Origin of the sequence: Streptomyces sp. TP-A0874 (assembly GCF_001748085.1) — a bacterium.
Lineage (GTDB): Bacteria > Actinomycetota > Actinomycetes > Streptomycetales > Streptomycetaceae > Streptomyces.
Genome location: NZ_BBZK01000013.1, coordinates 70,987 through 85,813, shown reverse-complemented (window position 1 = coordinate 85,813; position 14,827 = coordinate 70,987). Strand labels below are relative to the sequence as shown.

The 14,827-nt window shown below is 70.2% G+C and carries 15 protein-coding genes; 11 read left to right on the top strand and 4 right to left on the bottom strand.

The window, feature by feature from the left end; all coding sequences use genetic code 11:
* Window positions 1–187: 187 nt before the first annotated feature.
* Both BGP73_RS20320 and BGP73_RS20315 read right to left on the bottom strand, forming a co-directional pair.
* Window positions 188–598: a hypothetical protein gene (locus BGP73_RS20320; RefSeq protein ID WP_069817044.1), complete on the bottom strand. Its 411-nt coding sequence runs from the start codon at window positions 596–598 to the stop codon at window positions 188–190.
* Window positions 599–888: 290 nt separating this feature from the next.
* Entirely contained in the window at window positions 889–1,536 is a 648-nt protein-coding gene (locus BGP73_RS20315; RefSeq protein WP_069817042.1) for a phosphoribosyltransferase, read from the bottom strand.
* A gap of 394 nt (window positions 1,537–1,930) precedes the next feature.
* On the opposite strand from BGP73_RS20315, the gene BGP73_RS20310 reads away from it, so the two are divergent.
* The 5 genes from BGP73_RS20310 (at window position 1,931) to BGP73_RS20290 (ending at window position 6,995) form a co-directional block, all read left to right on the top strand.
* Window positions 1,931–2,692, top strand: a complete 762-nt coding sequence (locus BGP73_RS20310) for a DeoR/GlpR family DNA-binding transcription regulator (protein ID WP_107474100.1) — start codon at window positions 1,931–1,933, stop codon at window positions 2,690–2,692.
* 118 nt (window positions 2,693–2,810) lie between these two features.
* Window positions 2,811–4,163, top strand: coding sequence for an ABC transporter substrate-binding protein (locus tag BGP73_RS20305; protein ID WP_069817038.1), 1,353 nt, complete (start codon window positions 2,811–2,813; stop codon window positions 4,161–4,163).
* Complete coding sequence (locus BGP73_RS20300; RefSeq protein ID WP_069817037.1) at window positions 4,163–5,140, top strand: carbohydrate ABC transporter permease; 978 nt, start codon at window positions 4,163–4,165, stop codon at window positions 5,138–5,140. The genes BGP73_RS20305 and BGP73_RS20300 overlap by 1 nt, the downstream gene beginning before the upstream one ends.
* Window positions 5,137–6,009 carry a carbohydrate ABC transporter permease gene (locus BGP73_RS20295; RefSeq protein WP_069817035.1) on the top strand — a complete coding sequence of 291 codons (873 nt, stop codon included), beginning with the start codon at window positions 5,137–5,139 and terminating at the stop codon, window positions 6,007–6,009. The genes BGP73_RS20300 and BGP73_RS20295 overlap by 4 nt, the downstream gene beginning before the upstream one ends.
* On the top strand, window positions 6,006–6,995 hold the full coding sequence (locus BGP73_RS20290; RefSeq protein ID WP_069817033.1) for a zinc-dependent alcohol dehydrogenase family protein: 990 nt from the start codon (window positions 6,006–6,008) through the stop codon (window positions 6,993–6,995). The genes BGP73_RS20295 and BGP73_RS20290 overlap by 4 nt, the downstream gene beginning before the upstream one ends.
* A 49-nt stretch (window positions 6,996–7,044) precedes the next feature.
* Here BGP73_RS20290 and BGP73_RS20285 read toward each other — a convergent pair whose 3' ends face one another.
* On the bottom strand, window positions 7,045–8,280 hold the full coding sequence (locus BGP73_RS20285; protein WP_069817031.1) for an acyl-CoA dehydrogenase family protein: 1,236 nt from the start codon (window positions 8,278–8,280) through the stop codon (window positions 7,045–7,047).
* Window positions 8,281–8,456: 176 nt separating this feature from the next.
* On the opposite strand from BGP73_RS20285, the gene BGP73_RS20280 reads away from it, so the two are divergent.
* Complete coding sequence (locus BGP73_RS20280; RefSeq protein WP_069817029.1) at window positions 8,457–9,113, top strand: TetR family transcriptional regulator; 657 nt, start codon at window positions 8,457–8,459, stop codon at window positions 9,111–9,113.
* Between the two features lie 99 nt (window positions 9,114–9,212).
* On the opposite strand, the gene def is transcribed toward BGP73_RS20280, so the two are convergent.
* Window positions 9,213–9,755 carry a peptide deformylase gene (gene def, locus BGP73_RS20275; RefSeq protein WP_069817027.1) on the bottom strand — a complete coding sequence of 181 codons (543 nt, stop codon included), beginning with the start codon at window positions 9,753–9,755 and terminating at the stop codon, window positions 9,213–9,215.
* Window positions 9,756–9,950: 195 nt separating this feature from the next.
* Here def and BGP73_RS20270 point away from each other — a divergent pair, with 195 nt between their 5' ends.
* From BGP73_RS20270 to BGP73_RS20255, 5 genes are all read left to right on the top strand, one after another.
* Window positions 9,951–11,189: a Mur ligase family protein gene (locus BGP73_RS20270; protein ID WP_069817024.1), complete on the top strand. Its 1,239-nt coding sequence runs from the start codon at window positions 9,951–9,953 to the stop codon at window positions 11,187–11,189.
* A 30-nt stretch (window positions 11,190–11,219) separates the two neighbouring features.
* The gene (locus BGP73_RS20265; RefSeq protein ID WP_069817022.1) at window positions 11,220–11,948 is read left to right on the top strand and encodes a type 1 glutamine amidotransferase; all 729 of its coding nucleotides are present in this window, start codon (window positions 11,220–11,222) and stop codon (window positions 11,946–11,948) included.
* Window positions 11,949–12,108: 160 nt separating this feature from the next.
* Window positions 12,109–13,059 (top strand): cytochrome c oxidase assembly protein, encoded by a 951-nt coding sequence (locus BGP73_RS20260; protein ID WP_069817020.1) that lies wholly within the window; start codon window positions 12,109–12,111, stop codon window positions 13,057–13,059.
* Window positions 13,060–13,182: 123 nt separating this feature from the next.
* Window positions 13,183–13,347 (top strand): hypothetical protein, encoded by a 165-nt coding sequence (locus BGP73_RS23220; protein ID WP_170837900.1) that lies wholly within the window; start codon window positions 13,183–13,185, stop codon window positions 13,345–13,347.
* A 334-nt stretch (window positions 13,348–13,681) separates the two neighbouring features.
* Complete coding sequence (locus BGP73_RS20255; RefSeq protein ID WP_069817018.1) at window positions 13,682–14,635, top strand: M28 family metallopeptidase; 954 nt, start codon at window positions 13,682–13,684, stop codon at window positions 14,633–14,635.
* Window positions 14,636–14,827 lie beyond the last annotated feature (192 nt).

The window sequence follows — 14,827 nt, the reverse complement described above, 5'->3', positions numbered from 1 at the left end:
GACAAGCGTTCGTCGTCGACGGTGATCAGAGGGTTATCAGTCGCGCGACGGTACTGCCGGACCGAGGCGCCTCTCGGACGTGACGGATCGGCCGTGTGCCACCGGACGCGGACGAGGGTGCCGTCGCCCGGGGCGCGGCACCCTCGTGGCGGCGAGCCGTGGGGCCCGCCGTGTCAGCCCCGCGGCTTCACCCCTTGGCGTGCTTGGCCTGCTTGCCGTCCGTCAGCGGGCTGCGCAGGACCTCGTTGCAGAACCGCACGGTGCCGGTGTTCTCCACGTACCTCGCCGTCACCCAGACCGGGCGGTCGCGCAGCAGGTACCAGATGTTGTTGCCCTCGACGTTCTCCGCGCGGACCTTGCACTTCAGCCCGATCTGTGCGCGGTGGGGCAGCGTGCCCTTCACCGACGAGTCGGTGCTCGGGAACTGCCGCTCCTTGACCCCCTGGACCGCGATGACCGTTCCGTACGGCTTGGCGGGGGCGGCGACGGCCGCCGGAGGTGCCGCGGCGACTGCCGGGCTCCCGGCCATCAGCAGGGCGGCCACTGCTCCGGCGGCCTTGAGATGGGGCTTGCGGGCCAACTGCGCGAACCTGAACATGACGTGCTCCCCTTTTCCCAGAGTGAAACGAGACTTCGTCACGCTTCACTCTGGGAAATCCAGGCAAACCCGAACACCTTCCCGGCCCTCCGTTCGGGGGAACGGACCCTCCGTGACCGGGGCACCCACGGTGCGTCCTCTTGGACAGGGCTTCGGGAAGCGGAAACTCGTCCTGCACGACCGGGCGGTACGCGGTTGCCCCCGAGCATGGTCACCAGTCGGAAAGGGTCGGGCGGACGCCGCCGGTGGTACGACGGCCCAGACGGCCGGGACCGACGGTCCTCCGGCGTTCAGCTCACCGTTCGGGGCGCCATGAGAATACTGACCACCTCGTCGTCGCTGACCTGGGCGAAGTCCTCGTACCACCGTCCGACGGCCGTGAAGCCCTGGGGTTCGTAGAGGCAGACCAGGTCCTCACCCGCATTCCGGAAGGCTTCCGCGGTGTCGGGAGCCGACACCGGGACCGCCAGCAGCAGTCGGGCCGCGCCACGGTCGTGGACCGAGGCCAGCGCGGCCCGGGCGGTGATCCCGGTCGCGAGCCCGTCGTCGACCACCACCACGCTGCGCTCCCGGAGTTCCGGCGCCTCCCGACCGCGCCGGTAGAGCGCCTCCCGGCGCCGGACTTCGGCGCGCTCCTCCTCCGCCGCGGCGGCGAGTTGGTCGGTGGACAGACCGAGGGCGGCGATTGACCGCTCGTCGTAGATCGGGGGCTGTTCCCCGGCGACCGCGCCGACACCGAACTCCGGGTTGAACGGTGCGCCGATCTTGCGGGAGACCAGGACGTCCAGCGGCGCCCCGAGTGCCCGGGCCACTTCGTCGGCCACCGGAACACCACCCCGGGGCAGCCCGAGGACGACGGGGTCAGGCAGCCGCCCTCGTTCTTCCCGCAGCCGATCGGCGAGCTCCTGACCTGCCTGTCTGCGGTCGCGGAATCGCATGCTCCGGCTCCCTCCGTGGCTGCCGAAGGACCGTGGTACCCGCTGAGCGGCACCCTAAGCCACTGCCCCGAACACCGTCCGCGGTGTGTCGTCCTCGTCACACCACCCGGCCGGTGTGACGGCACGCCGATGACCGCCCCGGAACCAACGGAAACCCGCCGCAGGCAGGCAACGGGCCGTCCAACCACCGAATCGGGCACCCGGGTCGGCGGTTCCGGCTCGCTCCAGGCCGCTGAGCTGGGCACCGCAGGCAGCGAAAGCGGGCACAAACAGTCATCATCCGCCCTCCGTAGAACCTGGCCAGAGCCTTGTCCTACCGGTAGAAACGTCTTCGCAAGCCCGAACGGGCATCGCCGGGCCCGCCAGACAGATCATGGAAACAGGTGTTGTGCCGTTGGACGCCGAAGAACGCCGCCGGGGAATCCTGGAGCTCGCCCGGCGCTCGGGCTCGGTGGACGTCGGGAAGCTCTCGGCCGAGTTCCAGGTGTCCAAGGAGACCGTCCGCCGCGATCTGCGGGTGCTCGAAGACCACGGTCTGGTGCGCCGCACGCACGGCGGCGCGTATCCGGTGGAGAGCGCGGGGTTCGAGACCACCCTCGCCTTCCGCACCACCATGCACGTACCGGAGAAGTCCCGGATAGCGGCGGCCGCGGCCGATCTGGTCCGGGACGCCGAGACCGTCTACGTCGACGAGGGCTTCACCCCGCAGCTGATCGCCCAGGTACTCCCCGACGACCGCCCGCTGACCGTCCTCACCTCCTCACTCGCGACCGCCGGCGGCCTCGCCGACCGGGAGCGGACGACCGTGGTCCTCCTGGGCGGACGGGTCCGCGGTGGGACGCTGGCCACCGTGGACCACTGGGCGACCCGGATGCTGGCGGGCTTCGTCATCGACCTCGCCTTCATCGGCGCCAACGGCATCTCCCGGGAACACGGCCTGACCACACCCGACCCAGCGGTCTCGGCCGTCAAGTCCCAGGCAGTACGGGTCTCCCGGCGGAGGGTCTTCGCCGGGGTGCACACCAAGTTCGGAGCGGCCAGCTTCTGCCGGTTCGCCGAAGTCCCGGACTTCGAGGCCATCGTCACCGACACCGGGTTGCCGCTGTCCGAGGCCCATCGCTACTCGCTCCTCGGACCGCAGGTCATCCGGGTGTGAGCCGCGTCCACCGGGACGGCCCCACCCCCGGGCAGCAGTGCCAAGTGTCCCCCCGCCCGCCCCGCGCTCCGGAGCGCCCCGGCCCACGACCAGCTCAGACGAGCGGTTGGGAGAACCCATGCCGAATCGACGACGACATCTGATACGAACCCTGGTGGTGGCCGCGACCTCGGGTGCTCTGCTCACCGGCTGCGCGGGGGCGGGCGGACTCGGCTCCGACCGGGAGACCATCAACGTCCTGATGGTGAACAACCCGCAGATGGTCGAGTTGCAGAAGCTGACGGCGGAGCACTTCACCGCGGAGACCGGCATCAAGGTCAAGTTCACCGTGCTCCCCGAGAACGACGTGCGCGACAAGATCAGCCAGGATTTCGCCAACCAGGCGGGCCAGTACGACGTCGCCACGCTCAGCAACTTCGAAATCCCGTTCTATGCCAAGAACGACTGGCTCCACCCACTGGACGAGTTCGTCGAGGCGGACAGGGAGTTCGACCAGGACGACATCCTGCGCCCGATGCGGGACTCCCTCACCGCCGAGGACGGGAAGCTCTACGGCCAGCCCTTCTACGGTGAGTCTTCCTTCCTGATGTACCGCAAGGACGTCTTCGAGGAAGCGGGTCTGGACATGCCCGACCGTCCGACCTGGAAACAGGTGGCGGAGTTCGCGGCGAAGACCCACGGGGCCAGACCGGGGATGAAGGGCATCTGCCTGCGCGGGCTGCCCGGCTGGGGCGAGTTGATCGCTCCGCTCACCACCGTCGTCAACACGTTCGGCGGCACCTGGTTCACGGAGGACTGGGAGGCCCAACTCACCTCACCGGCGTTCACCAAGGCGACGGAGTTCTACGTCGACCTGGTGCGTTCGCACGGCGAGGCGGGCGCGGCGCAGGCCGGGTACGCCGAGTGCCTGAACAACCTCACCCAGGGGAAGACCGCCATGTGGTACGACGCCACGGCTGCCGCGGGGTCGCTGGAGGCGGCGGGATCACCGGTGAAGGGGAAGATCGGGTACGTCCAGGCCCCGGTCGCCGAGACGGACAGTTCGGGGTGGCTCTACACCTGGGCTTGGGGCATGCAGAAGGTCTCCCGCAAGGCGGACAAGGCCTGGAGGTTCATCTCCTGGGCCTCCGGCAAGGAGTACGAGGAGCTCGTCGGCGAGGAGATCGGCTGGCAGAACGTCCCGGCCGGCAAACGGGCCTCCACCTACGAGAACCCCGAGTACCGCAAGGCGTCGGCGGCCTTCTCGGAGGTCACCCGCCGTTCCATCTCGAGCGCCGATCCACGTGACCCGGGGAAGCAGCCGCGGCCGACCATCGGCATCCAGTTCGTCGACATTCCGGAGTTCTCCGATCTCGGCACGAAGGTCTCCCAGGAGATCAGCGCCGCGATAGCCGGCAGGCAGTCCGTGCAGTCGGCGCTCCGCAGGTCGCAGAAGTTGGCGGAGAAGGTCGGAGAGGAGTACCGGGACTGATGAGTACCCCACTGGCGGACCCCGCTCCGCGCACGGTCGCTCCGGCCTCCGGGGAACCCCCTCGGGCCGGCTCCGGGAAGTCCGACCGGCTCAAGGCCTGGGTGACCCGGGCCCCGCTGCTGCCGGCCCTGGTCTTCCTGATCATCGTCACCCAGCTGCCCTTCGTCACCACCCTGGTGATCTCGTTCTTCGACTGGAACGCCTTCTCCCCAGGAAACCGGAGCTTCGCCGGACTGTCGAACTACGGCGAGGTGGCCACCGATCCCGACCTGCGCAGCTCCGTCCTCACCACCGCCCTGCTGACGGCGACGGTCGTCATCGCCAGTGTGGTGCTCGGGCTGCTGCTGGCACTGCTGCTGGACCGCTCGTTCCGCGGCCGGGGGCTGGTGCGCACCATGCTCATCGCACCGTTCCTGCTGGTGCCGGTGGCCGCGGCGCTGCTCTGGAAGCACGTGCTGTACAACCCCGAGTACGGCCTGCTGAACGGCTCGCTGGTCTGGGTGGCGGAGCTCTTCGGCGCCGATCCGCCGCAGCCGGACTGGATCTCCTCGATGCCGCTGCTGGCCGTAGAGGCCTCCCTGGTTTGGCAGTGGACGCCGTTCATGATGCTGATCCTGCTCGCCGGGTTGCAGAGCAGGCCGCTGGAGACGGTGGAGGCGGCCCGGCTGGACGGCGCGGGGAGCTGGCAGATCTTCCGTTACCTCACCCTCCCGCATCTGCGCCGCTACCTGGAGTTGGGGGTGCTGCTCGGGTCGATCTACATCGTGCAGAACTTCGACGCCGTCTTCACCATCACCTCCGGCGGGCTCGGCACCGCGAACCTGCCCTACACCGTCTACCAGACCTTCTACCAGGCCCACGAGTACGGGTTGGCCTCGGCCGCCGGCGTGCTCGTGGTGATCGGCTCCATCGTCATCGCGACCTTCGCCCTGCGGGTCGTCTCGTCCCTCTTCAGCGAGGAGGTGTCCCGGGCGTGAGCATCCCGACGGAATCCGTACCGCCGAACGCGCCCGCCCTGGTCCGCGGCCGCCGCCGCGGTGCCGCCCTCACCCTGCTCACCTGGGTGGTCGGGGTGCTGTTCGTCCTACCCATGGTCTGGATGGTGCTGACCTCCTTCCACTCCGAGCCGGACGCGGCGACCAGCCCGCCCTCGCTGGCCGCGCCGCTCACGCTGGACGCCTACCGCCAGTTCTTCGGCTCCGGCGGTGGAGGGAGCCCCTGGCCGCCGCTCCTCAACTCGCTGTGGGCGAGCACCGCCTCCACCCTGCTGGTGCTGGTGCTGGCACTGCCGGCGGCCTACGCGCTCTCGCTGCGCCGGGTGAAGAAGTGGACCGACGTGCTCTTCTTCTTCCTGTCCACGAAGATGCTGCCGGTGGTCGCCGGGCTCCTGCCGATCTTCCTGTTCGCCAAGAACACCGGGTTGCTCGACAACATCTGGCTGCTGGTCCTCCTGTACACCTCGATGAACCTGCCCATCGCGGTGTGGATGCTGCAGTCCTTCCTCGCCGACGTGCCGGACTCGTTGATCGAGGCGGCGCAGATCGACGGGGCACGGCTGCCGGCCGTCCTCACCCGGGTGGTGGCGCCGGTGGTCGGTCCCGGCATCGCCGCGACCGCGTTGATCTGCTTCATCTTCAGCTGGAACGAGCTGCTCTTCGCCCGTGTGCTGACCGCGGTGGTCGCCCAGACCGCGCCGGTCTTCCTGACCACCTTCGTCACCAGTCAGGGGCTGTTCCTGGCCCAGCTGTGTGCCGCGTCGGTCGTCATCTCCCTGCCGGTGCTCGTCGCCGGGTTCGCCGCCCAGGACAAACTCGTCCAGGGCCTGTCTCTTGGAGCCGTCAAATGAGGGCCGCACTCATCGAAGCCCCCGGCAAGGTAACGCTCACCACCGTCCCCGACCCCACCCCGGGCCCGCGGGAAGTCGTGGTGGACGTGGCGGCCTGCGGCCTCTGCGGCACCGATCTGCACATTCTGCAGGGCGAGTTCGCGCCGACCCTGCCGATCGTCCCCGGACACGAGTTCGCCGGTGAGGTCGTGGGCCTCGGCAGCGAGGTGAGCGAACTCGCCCTGGGCGACCGGGTCGCGGTCGACCCGTCGCTGTACTGCTACGAGTGCCGTTACTGTCGTTCGGGGCACAACAACCTGTGCGACCGGTGGGCGGCGATCGGGGTGACCGTCTCCGGCGGCGCCGCTGAGTACGCGGTCGCTCCGGTGGCCAACTGCGTACGGCTCCCGGACCACGTGTCGGTGGCCGACGCCGCGCTCATCGAGCCGCTCTCCTGCGCGGTACGCGGGTACGACGTGCTCGGCAGCCGACTCGCCGCCCAGGTGCTGATCTACGGCTCGGGCACCATGGGGCTGATGATGCTCGAACTGGCCAAGCGCACCGGGGCAGCGGCGGTCGACGTCGTCGACGTCAATCCGGAGCGGCTGGCCACGGCTCGGCAGCTGGGCTGCTCCCGGGCCGCCGCCGGCGCCGAGGAGTTGGACCGGCCGCAGGGCTGGGACGTGGTGATCGACGCCACCGGCAACGCCGCGGCCATCCAGGACGGGATCGGCCGGGTGGCCAAGGCCGGCACCTTCCTGCAGTTCGGGGTCTCCGACTACGCGACCACCGCCACCATCGAGCCGTACAAGATCTACAACCAGGAGATCACCATCACCGGCTCGATGGCCGTGCTGCACAGCTACGAGCGGGCCGCCGAGCTGTTCGCCACCGGTGTGCTGGACCCGGAGGTCTTCATCAGCCACCGGCTGCCCCTGGAGCGGTACCCCCAGGCGATGGAACAGTTCCGCTCCGGGCAGGGCAGGAAGATCGTGGTGGAGCCCTGAGGCCCACCCGCTTCCCACCGGGGCCGCCCGGCGGCCGACGCCGGGCGGCTCAGCGGATCGGCATCCCGGACAGGGTGCGGGCGATGACCAGCCGCTGGATCTCGCTCGTCCCCTCGAAGATGCTGTAGATCGCCGCGTCGCGGTGCATACGCTCCACCGGGTACTCGCGGGTGTAGCCGTTGCCGCCCAGGATCTGCATCGCCTGAGCGGTGACCTTCTTGGCCACCTCACCGGCGTACAGCTTGGACATGGACCCCTCGGCGGAGGTGAACGGCTTGCCCGCCATCGCCATCCAGGAGGCGCGCCAGACCAGCAGCCGGGCGGCGTCGATCTGGGTGCGCATATCGGCGAGCTGGAAGGCGACTCCCTGGTTGTCGATGATCGGCCGGCCGAACTGCACCCGGGTCTTGGCGTACTCCAGGGCCACCTCGTAGGCGGCACGGGCGATGCCGACCGCCTGCGCTCCGACGGCCGGGCGGGAGGCCTCGAAGGTGGCCATGGCGGCGTTCCTGACCCTCTCCCCGCCGCTGTCGGGGTTCTTCAGGCGCTCCCGGGCCCGGGCCAGCCGCTCGTCGAGCTTCTCCTTGCCCCCGAGAAGGCAGTGTCCCGGGACTCGGACGTCCTCCAGGACGACCTCCGCGGTGTGGGAGGCCCGGATTCCGTGCTTGCGGAACTTCTGGCCCTGGGAAAGGCCCGGCGTGCCCGGCGGGATCACGAAGGAGGCGTGCCCCCTGGAGCCGAGTTCCGGGTCGACGACCGCGACCACGACGTGGACGTTGGCGATCCCTCCGTTGGTGGCCCAGGTCTTGGTGCCGCCCAGCACCCACTCGTCCTTGGCCTCGTCGTAGCGAGCGCGGGTGCGCATCGCCGCGACGTCGGATCCGGCGTCGGGTTCGGAGGAGCAGAACGCGGCGACCTTGACGTCCTGCGCGTCGCCGTACATCTGGGGCACCCAGGTGCCGATCTGCTCCTCGGTGCCGTTGGCGAGGACGCCGACGGCGGCCAGGCCGGTGCCCACGATGGACAGCCCGATACCCGCGTCGCCCCAGAAGAGTTCCTCCATGGTCAGCGGAATACCGAGACCGGTGGGGTCGAAGTACTGCTGGGCGTAGAAGTCCAGGGAGTACAGGCCGATCTTGGCCGCCTCCTGGATCACGGGCCAGGGGGTCTCCTCTCGTTCGTCCCATTCGGCCGCGGCCGGCCGAATGACCTCGGCCGCGAAACCGTGGATCCAGTCCCGGACTGCCCGCTGATCTTCGTTGAGATCGAGCGTGAACTCCGCCATATCCCCTCCACCTGCACTTACTTACGGTAACCAAAGTCTGTTACCAGCGAGTAGGGCATGTCAACTCCTCAGCCCCCGGTAGCGCTCCGCTGGTCTGGTGTTACGTTGCGCTGCAGCGACTGGTCAGGCGTGGTGGGGAAACGATGGGCAACGTGAGGAAGGAGAGGTCCCGGGCGATGGAGAGGGAGACGGCGACCAGCCAGCGAGCGGTCAGGCAGGAGGCGTCCGAGCGCCGTCGAAGACAGCTGCTGGAGGCGGCCGACCGGGTGGTGCTGCGGGACGGTCCCGGCGCGTCGATGAACGCCATAGCCGCCGAGGCCGGCATCACCAAACCCATCCTCTACCGGCACTTCGGCGACAAGAGCGGCCTGTACCGGGCTCTCGCCGTACGCCACACCAACGCCCTGCTCGCCGGGTTGCGCGCGGCGCTGGACGCGCCGGCCGAGCGCCGGGCCCAGGTCGAGGCCACCCTGGACACCTACCTGGCGGCGATCGAGGCACGGCCGCAGGTATACCGCTTCCTGATGCACCCGAGCGACGACGACCGCGCCACGGGACAGGGCTTCGAGACGGGGCGGCACTCGGCTCCCCTGCTCCGGCGGATGGGTGAGGAGTTGGCCCAGGTCGTCATCGAACGGATCGATCTCGGCCCCGACGGCGAGGCAGCCGCGCGTTCCTGGGGGCACGGCATCGTCGGCATGATGTACGCCGCCGGCGACTGGTGGCTCCGCGAGCGCCCTTTCCCGCGCGGGCAGTTGGTGGGGCACCTCACCGACCTGTTGTGGGGCCGACTGGCTGCGGTGGGCGATCGGCCCGCCGCCAGCGGGGGCTGAGCCGCCGCCGGCACGGCGCCGCCGCGGCGGAGCGGGGCGGGCGAGGACTTGGACGCCGGTCCGCCGGCGCCCGGCGGAGGGAGCCCCCGGCAACCGTCCTCAGCTCCGCGCCCGGTGTGCCCTGGCGGCTGAGCGGAGCACCCGACGCCGCCGCCAACCACTCAGCCGGTCCGCGTAGACCAGGCCGTCGAGATGGTCCGTCTCGTGTTGCAGGCACCGCGCGAAGAAGCCGGTGCCGGCGACGCGGACCGGCGTACCGGTGGCGTCCACCCCCTCGACGACCGCGTGGTCGAAGCGGGGGGTCCGCGCCTCGACGCCCGGCAGCGAGAGGCATCCCTCCGCACCGACCACCAACTCCTCGCCGATCTCCACCAGGCGGGGGTTGACCACGTGTCCGAGGTGGCGGCGGTCCTCGTCGTCGGGGCAGTCGTAGACGAACACGCGCAGGGCCACCCCGACCTGGTTGGCGGCCAGTCCCACGCCGCGCGCCGCGTACATGGTCGCGTACATGTTCTCGATGAGTCCGCTCAGGGCCGCGCCGAACTCGGTGACCTCGGCGCACGGCTGACGGAGCACCGGATCGCCGTACCGCCGCAGCGCCTGCACCGACCCTGAGCTGCCGGGGATCCCGCCGTGTCGCATGCGGAGAAGGATACGGATGGGCCGCGAGCCGTCGAGTCGGCGGGTGGCGGGGTTCGGGATGGGCAGTTGATCTCGGTAGGCTGAGCCTGACCGAAGCCTCCCGGCCGGCGATTCGGCGCGTGGAGAGCGTCCGTTCCTCGGCGGACCGGGTCTGGCTGCGGGCTGCGGCGCGGGATTCGAGGAGGAGCAGGGACGATGTCAGGCAACACGGAGCCGTTGTCGCCGCGAGCCAAACTGGCCGTGACGGCGGGCAGGGCAGCGGCGGCGGTATCCCGAGCGGCAGGCCGCGGCAGCGGATCGGTGATCGGCGGCAAGGTGGCGCTGCGGCTCGACCCGGACCTGCTGGCCCGGGTGGCGCAGCACCTCGACGTCGTCCTGGTCTCCGCGACGAACGGCAAGACGACCACCACCCGGTTGATCGCCGAGGCGCTCCGGGCCAGTGGCCCGGTGGTCTCCAACGCGCTGGGCGCGAACATGCCGGCCGGCATCACCTCCGCGCTCGCCGGAGGTTCGGACGCCAAGTACGGCGTCATCGAGGTCGACGAGAAGTACCTCGCCGGGGTCGCCCGGGACGTCACCCCGAAGGCGATCGCCCTGCTCAACCTCTCCCGCGACCAGCTCGACCGGGCCGGCGAGACCCGGATGCTCGCCGAGAAGTGGCGGGAGGGCCTGGCCGGCAACAAGGCGATCACCATCGCCAACTGCGACGACCCGCTCATCGTCTGGGCCGCCTCCTCCTCCCCCAACGTCATCTGGGTCGCCGCGGGGCAGGAGTGGAAGGACGACGCGTGGTCCTGCCCGTCCTGCGGAGGGGTCCTGCAGCGCCCCGACGACGACTGGCTCTGCGCCGACTGCGGTTTCCGGCGGCCGGCGCCCAGCTGGGCCCTCTCCGGCGACTCGGTACTGGACCCGCACGGATCGGCGTGGCCGATCCGGCTCCAGCTCCCCGGTCGGGCCAACAAGGCCAACGCCACCACCTCCGCCGCCGTGGCCGCGGTCTTCGGGGTGCCGCCGCAGGTCGCTCTGGAGCGGATGTACGACGTCCAGGCCGTCGCCGGCCGCTACGACGTCATCTCCTTCCAGGGGCGCGAACTGCGGCTGCTGCTGGCGAAGAACCCGGCCGGCTGGTTGGAGACGTTCTCGCTGATCGAGCCGCCGCCCGCCCCGGTGATCCTCTCGGTCAACGCCCGCCCCGCGGACGGCACGGACACCTCCTGGCTGTGGGATGTCGACTATCCGCGCCTGGCCGGCCACCCGATCCTGGTGATCGGCGAACGGAAGTTGGACCTGGCGGTCCGCCTCGAGGTCGCGGGGCTCGACTTCCGGGTCTGCGAGACGGCCGAGGAGGCCGTGCGGCAGGCTCCGCCCGGCCGGATCGAGGTGATCGCCAACTACACGGCCTTCCAGGACCTGCGCCGCCGCGTGGGCAACTGACCCGGCCCCGACCCACAGAGGAAACCGAGCATGAGCGAGAGCAGCCTGCGTCTGGTCTGGATCTACCCGGACCTGCTGAGTACCTACGGTGACCAGGGCAACGCGCTGGTGGTGGAGCGCCGGGCCCGGCAGCGGGGACTGGACGTGACGCGCCTGGACGTACGGAGCGACCAGCCGCTCCCCACCTCCGGCGACATCTATCTGATCGGCGGCGGAGAGGACCGCCCGCAGCGGCTGGCCGCGGAGCGTCTCCGCCGGGACGGGGGGCTCAGCCGGGCCGTCGCCGACGGTGCGGCCGTCTTCGCGGTCTGCGCCGGCTACCAGATCCTGGGGCACGAGTTCGTCAACGATCTGGGCGAGCGGGAGGCCGGGCTCGGTGTCCTGGACGTGGTCAGCACCCGCAGTGGGGACCAGCGGTGCGTGGGCGACCTGCTCGCCGACATCGACGGGACGCTGGGGCTTCCGCCGCTGACCGGCTTCGAGAACCACCAGGGGATCACCCGCCTCGGCGCGGGGGCCAAGCCGTTCGCACGGGTGCGGTTCGGTCACGGCAACGGCAGCGGGGACGGTACGGAAGGCGCCTACAGCGGCAACGTGTTCGGCACCTACATGCACGGTCCGGTGCTGGCCCGCAACCCGCTGATCGCCGATCTGCTGCTGAAGCTCGCCCTTGAGGTGGACACGCTGCCACCGACCGACGACCGCTGGTACGAGGCGCTCCGGGAGGAGCGGATCGCCGCCGCCACCCAGTCGGCCTGAGCCGGCTCGTTCCACCGCCCGGGGGAGGACGCCGGCACCACCGGCCTCCCCCGGGCGGTGGTCGCAGAGCAGCGGGGCTGCGATCGGCACCCGGCCGAGTTCCCGGCCGGGTGCCGATCTAGTCTGGTGGTGCGATTCGGTGTGAAATGAGGAGAGCGGAATGGATCACAGCGGGCACGGCATGATCATGGATCTGCCGCCGTTCACGCTGGGGCGAGGTCTGGAGTTCACCGGCGAGCCGTTCTTCCTCGTGGGCAGTGTGCTGGCGCTGGTGCTCTACGGATGGGGGGTGCTGCGGCTGCGCAGGAGAGGCGACAGCTGGCCGGTGTCCCGCACCGTCGCCTTCGTCGTCGGAGTGCTGACCGTCGCCCTGACCATGTGCACCGCTCTCAACGAGTACGGCATGGTCATGTTCAGCGTGCACATGGTGCAGCACATGGTGATCAGCATGCTCTCCCCCATCCTGGTGCTACTGGGCGCTCCGATGACACTGCTGCTGCGTGCGCTGCCCTCGGCGGGGCGGGGTCGCAAGGGCCCGCGGGAACTGCTGGTGGCGCTGCTGCACAGCCGGTACGTGCGCGTCGTCTCACATCCGGTGTTCACGATCCCGATGTTCATCGCGAGCCTGTACGGCCTCTACTTCACGCCGATCTTCGACGCCCTGATGAGCAACAGGGTCGGGCACATCACGATGATGGCGCACTTCCTCGTCGTGGGACTCTTCTTCTTCTGGCCGATCATCGGTGTGGACCCGGGCCCCCACCGTCCCGGCTACGTGATGCGGATGCTCTCGCTCTTCGCCGGAATGCCCTTCCACGCGTTCTTCGGTATCGCGCTGATGATGGCGAGCGAGCCCATGGTGTCGACCTACTTCGATCCACCGGCCTCGCTGGGCATCGACGTCCTGGCCGACCAGAACGCGGCGGGGGGCATCGCCTGGGCGTTCAGCGAGGTGCCCTCGGTGCTGGTGCTGGTGGCGCTGCTGTTCCAGTGGTACCGGTCGGAGGAGCGCGCCTCGCGCCGCTCGGACCGTGCGGCCGACCGCGACGGCGACCAGGAGCTGCTGGCCTACAACGCCTACCTGGCCTCGCTCCAGGGGCGTGGGCAGTAGCCCGACCGACTCCGGTAGCGCCCTCCTCTCCTCGGGGCGACGATGGCTGTCCGGCCCCCGGCCCGGGTTCCGGTCCCCGGCCGGGACCGCTGGATCGGCCGGGGTAGCGAGGAGGGTGCCGAGATGGCCGGTGCTGCGAAGACGATGGCGGGCTGCACGGTGGTCGGCTTGATCTTTGTCACCGCCTACACGGTGGCGCTGGGAACCAGCGCCTGGCTGTGGCTGACCTGGTCCGTGCTGTGCCTCATGACGCTGGGGCTCGCCGTGACGCGGCGCACAGGCGGCTGACCCAACTCACCTGAGGAGCCCCCCTCCGCCCCGGCACCGCTCCGGGACGGGGCTGTTCCACCGCTCCGCGGTCTGTGCCCGAGCTGACGACTCGGCCGCTCTTTCGGGACCCGCCTCAGGGTTCGCCCCGCCTCAGGGGCTGTTCCACCGCCTCAGCCGGCACGCCTCCGCGGCGGCCGGCTCTGCCGCGCGCCTCCCGCGGGCCCCCGACCACACCGCTCAGTGGTACGGGCTGTCCGGTCAGCGCACTTGACGCACCCCACGCACCCGTGAACCATCATGTCCGCGTCATTACGCGAAGGCCCGGTACCCCCCACACTCATCGGAGCCCACCGTGACACGTCACTTCCGTCTGCGCGGCACAGCCGTGGCCGCTGCCGCCTGCACCGCGCTGCTCACCGGACTCCTCGGCACCGCCAACGGAGCCGAAGCCGCCCGGGCGCCCGCCCTGGCGGCGCCCGACATCCCGATACAACAGGTCAAGGCACACCTGGGCGAACTGCAGTCGATAGCCGAGGCGAACGGCGGCGACCGCGCCCACGGACGGCCGGGATACCGGGCCTCGCTCGACTACATCAAGGGCCAGTTGGACTCCGCGGGCTTCACCACCACCGTCCAGGAGTTCACCCAGAGCGGCACCACCGGCTACAACCTGGTCGCCGACTGGCCCGGCGGCGACCCGGACGCGGTGGTGATGGTCGGGTCTCATCTGGACTCCGTCACCGCCGGTCCCGGCATCAACGACAACGGCTCCGGATCGGCGGGGATACTGGAGGTCGCGCTCGCCGTGGCCCAGAACGACCTGCAGCCGGCCAAACACCTCCGGTTCGCCTGGTGGGGAGCCGAGGAACTCGGCATGGTCGGTTCCAAGCACTACGTGAACGACCTCGCCTCCGACGAACGGTCGAAGATCGCCTCCTACCTCAACTTCGACATGATCGGTTCGCCGAACCCCGGATACTTCGTCTACGACGACGACCCGGCCCTGGAGAAGGTCTTCAAGGACTGGTACGCCGCCAGGGACATTCCCACCGAGATCGAGACCGAGGGCGACGGGCGTTCCGACCACGCCAGCTTCAAGTCGGCCGGAATTCCGGTGGGTGGGCTCTTCACGGGCGCCAGCACCCGGATGACCAGCGAGCAGGCGGAGAAGTGGGGCGGCCAGGCGGGAGCCCCCTTCGACCCCTGCTACCACTCCTCGTGCGACACCACCGAGAACATCGACGACACCGCGTTGGACAACAACAGCGACGCCATCGCACACGCGGTCTGGGAGCTCAGCACCTGATCCGGTCGCGACACGCCGGGTGACACCGATGGCTCCGAACGGGCTACCGCGATCGGGCTATCCGGTGTCACCGGCGAAAGGCCCCCTGACGGCGCTCCGTTCAGCCGTCCGCCCGCCCTCCCCGTGCCGCTCCGCCGCTGGTGGGCGAGGGGGCGGGCGCCTCGGGGAGGGCATCGAGCCCCCTCGGGTCCG

Bases quoted from the DNA above. Each gene is read 5' to 3' on its own strand.
- BGP73_RS20290 (WP_069817033.1), top strand. From the start codon at position 6,006: ATGAGGGCCGCACTCATCGAAGCCCCCGGCAAGGTAACGCTCACCACC.
- BGP73_RS23220 (WP_170837900.1), top strand. From the start codon at position 13,183: ATGGCCGGTGCTGCGAAGACGATGGCGGGCTGCACGGTGGTCGGCTTG.
- BGP73_RS20305 (WP_069817038.1), top strand. From the start codon at position 2,811: ATGCCGAATCGACGACGACATCTGATACGAACCCTGGTGGTGGCCGCG.
- BGP73_RS20270 (WP_069817024.1), top strand. From the start codon at position 9,951: ATGTCAGGCAACACGGAGCCGTTGTCGCCGCGAGCCAAACTGGCCGTG.
- BGP73_RS20260 (WP_069817020.1), top strand. From the start codon at position 12,109: ATGGATCACAGCGGGCACGGCATGATCATGGATCTGCCGCCGTTCACG.
- BGP73_RS20315 (WP_069817042.1), bottom strand. From the start codon at position 1,536: ATGCGATTCCGCGACCGCAGACAGGCAGGTCAGGAGCTCGCCGATCGG.
- BGP73_RS20280 (WP_069817029.1), top strand. From the start codon at position 8,457: ATGGAGAGGGAGACGGCGACCAGCCAGCGAGCGGTCAGGCAGGAGGCG.
- BGP73_RS20320 (WP_069817044.1), bottom strand. From the start codon at position 598: ATGTTCAGGTTCGCGCAGTTGGCCCGCAAGCCCCATCTCAAGGCCGCC.
- BGP73_RS20265 (WP_069817022.1), top strand. From the start codon at position 11,220: ATGAGCGAGAGCAGCCTGCGTCTGGTCTGGATCTACCCGGACCTGCTG.
- def (WP_069817027.1), bottom strand. From the start codon at position 9,755: ATGCGACACGGCGGGATCCCCGGCAGCTCAGGGTCGGTGCAGGCGCTG.
- BGP73_RS20300 (WP_069817037.1), top strand. From the start codon at position 4,163: ATGAGTACCCCACTGGCGGACCCCGCTCCGCGCACGGTCGCTCCGGCC.
- BGP73_RS20285 (WP_069817031.1), bottom strand. From the start codon at position 8,280: ATGGCGGAGTTCACGCTCGATCTCAACGAAGATCAGCGGGCAGTCCGG.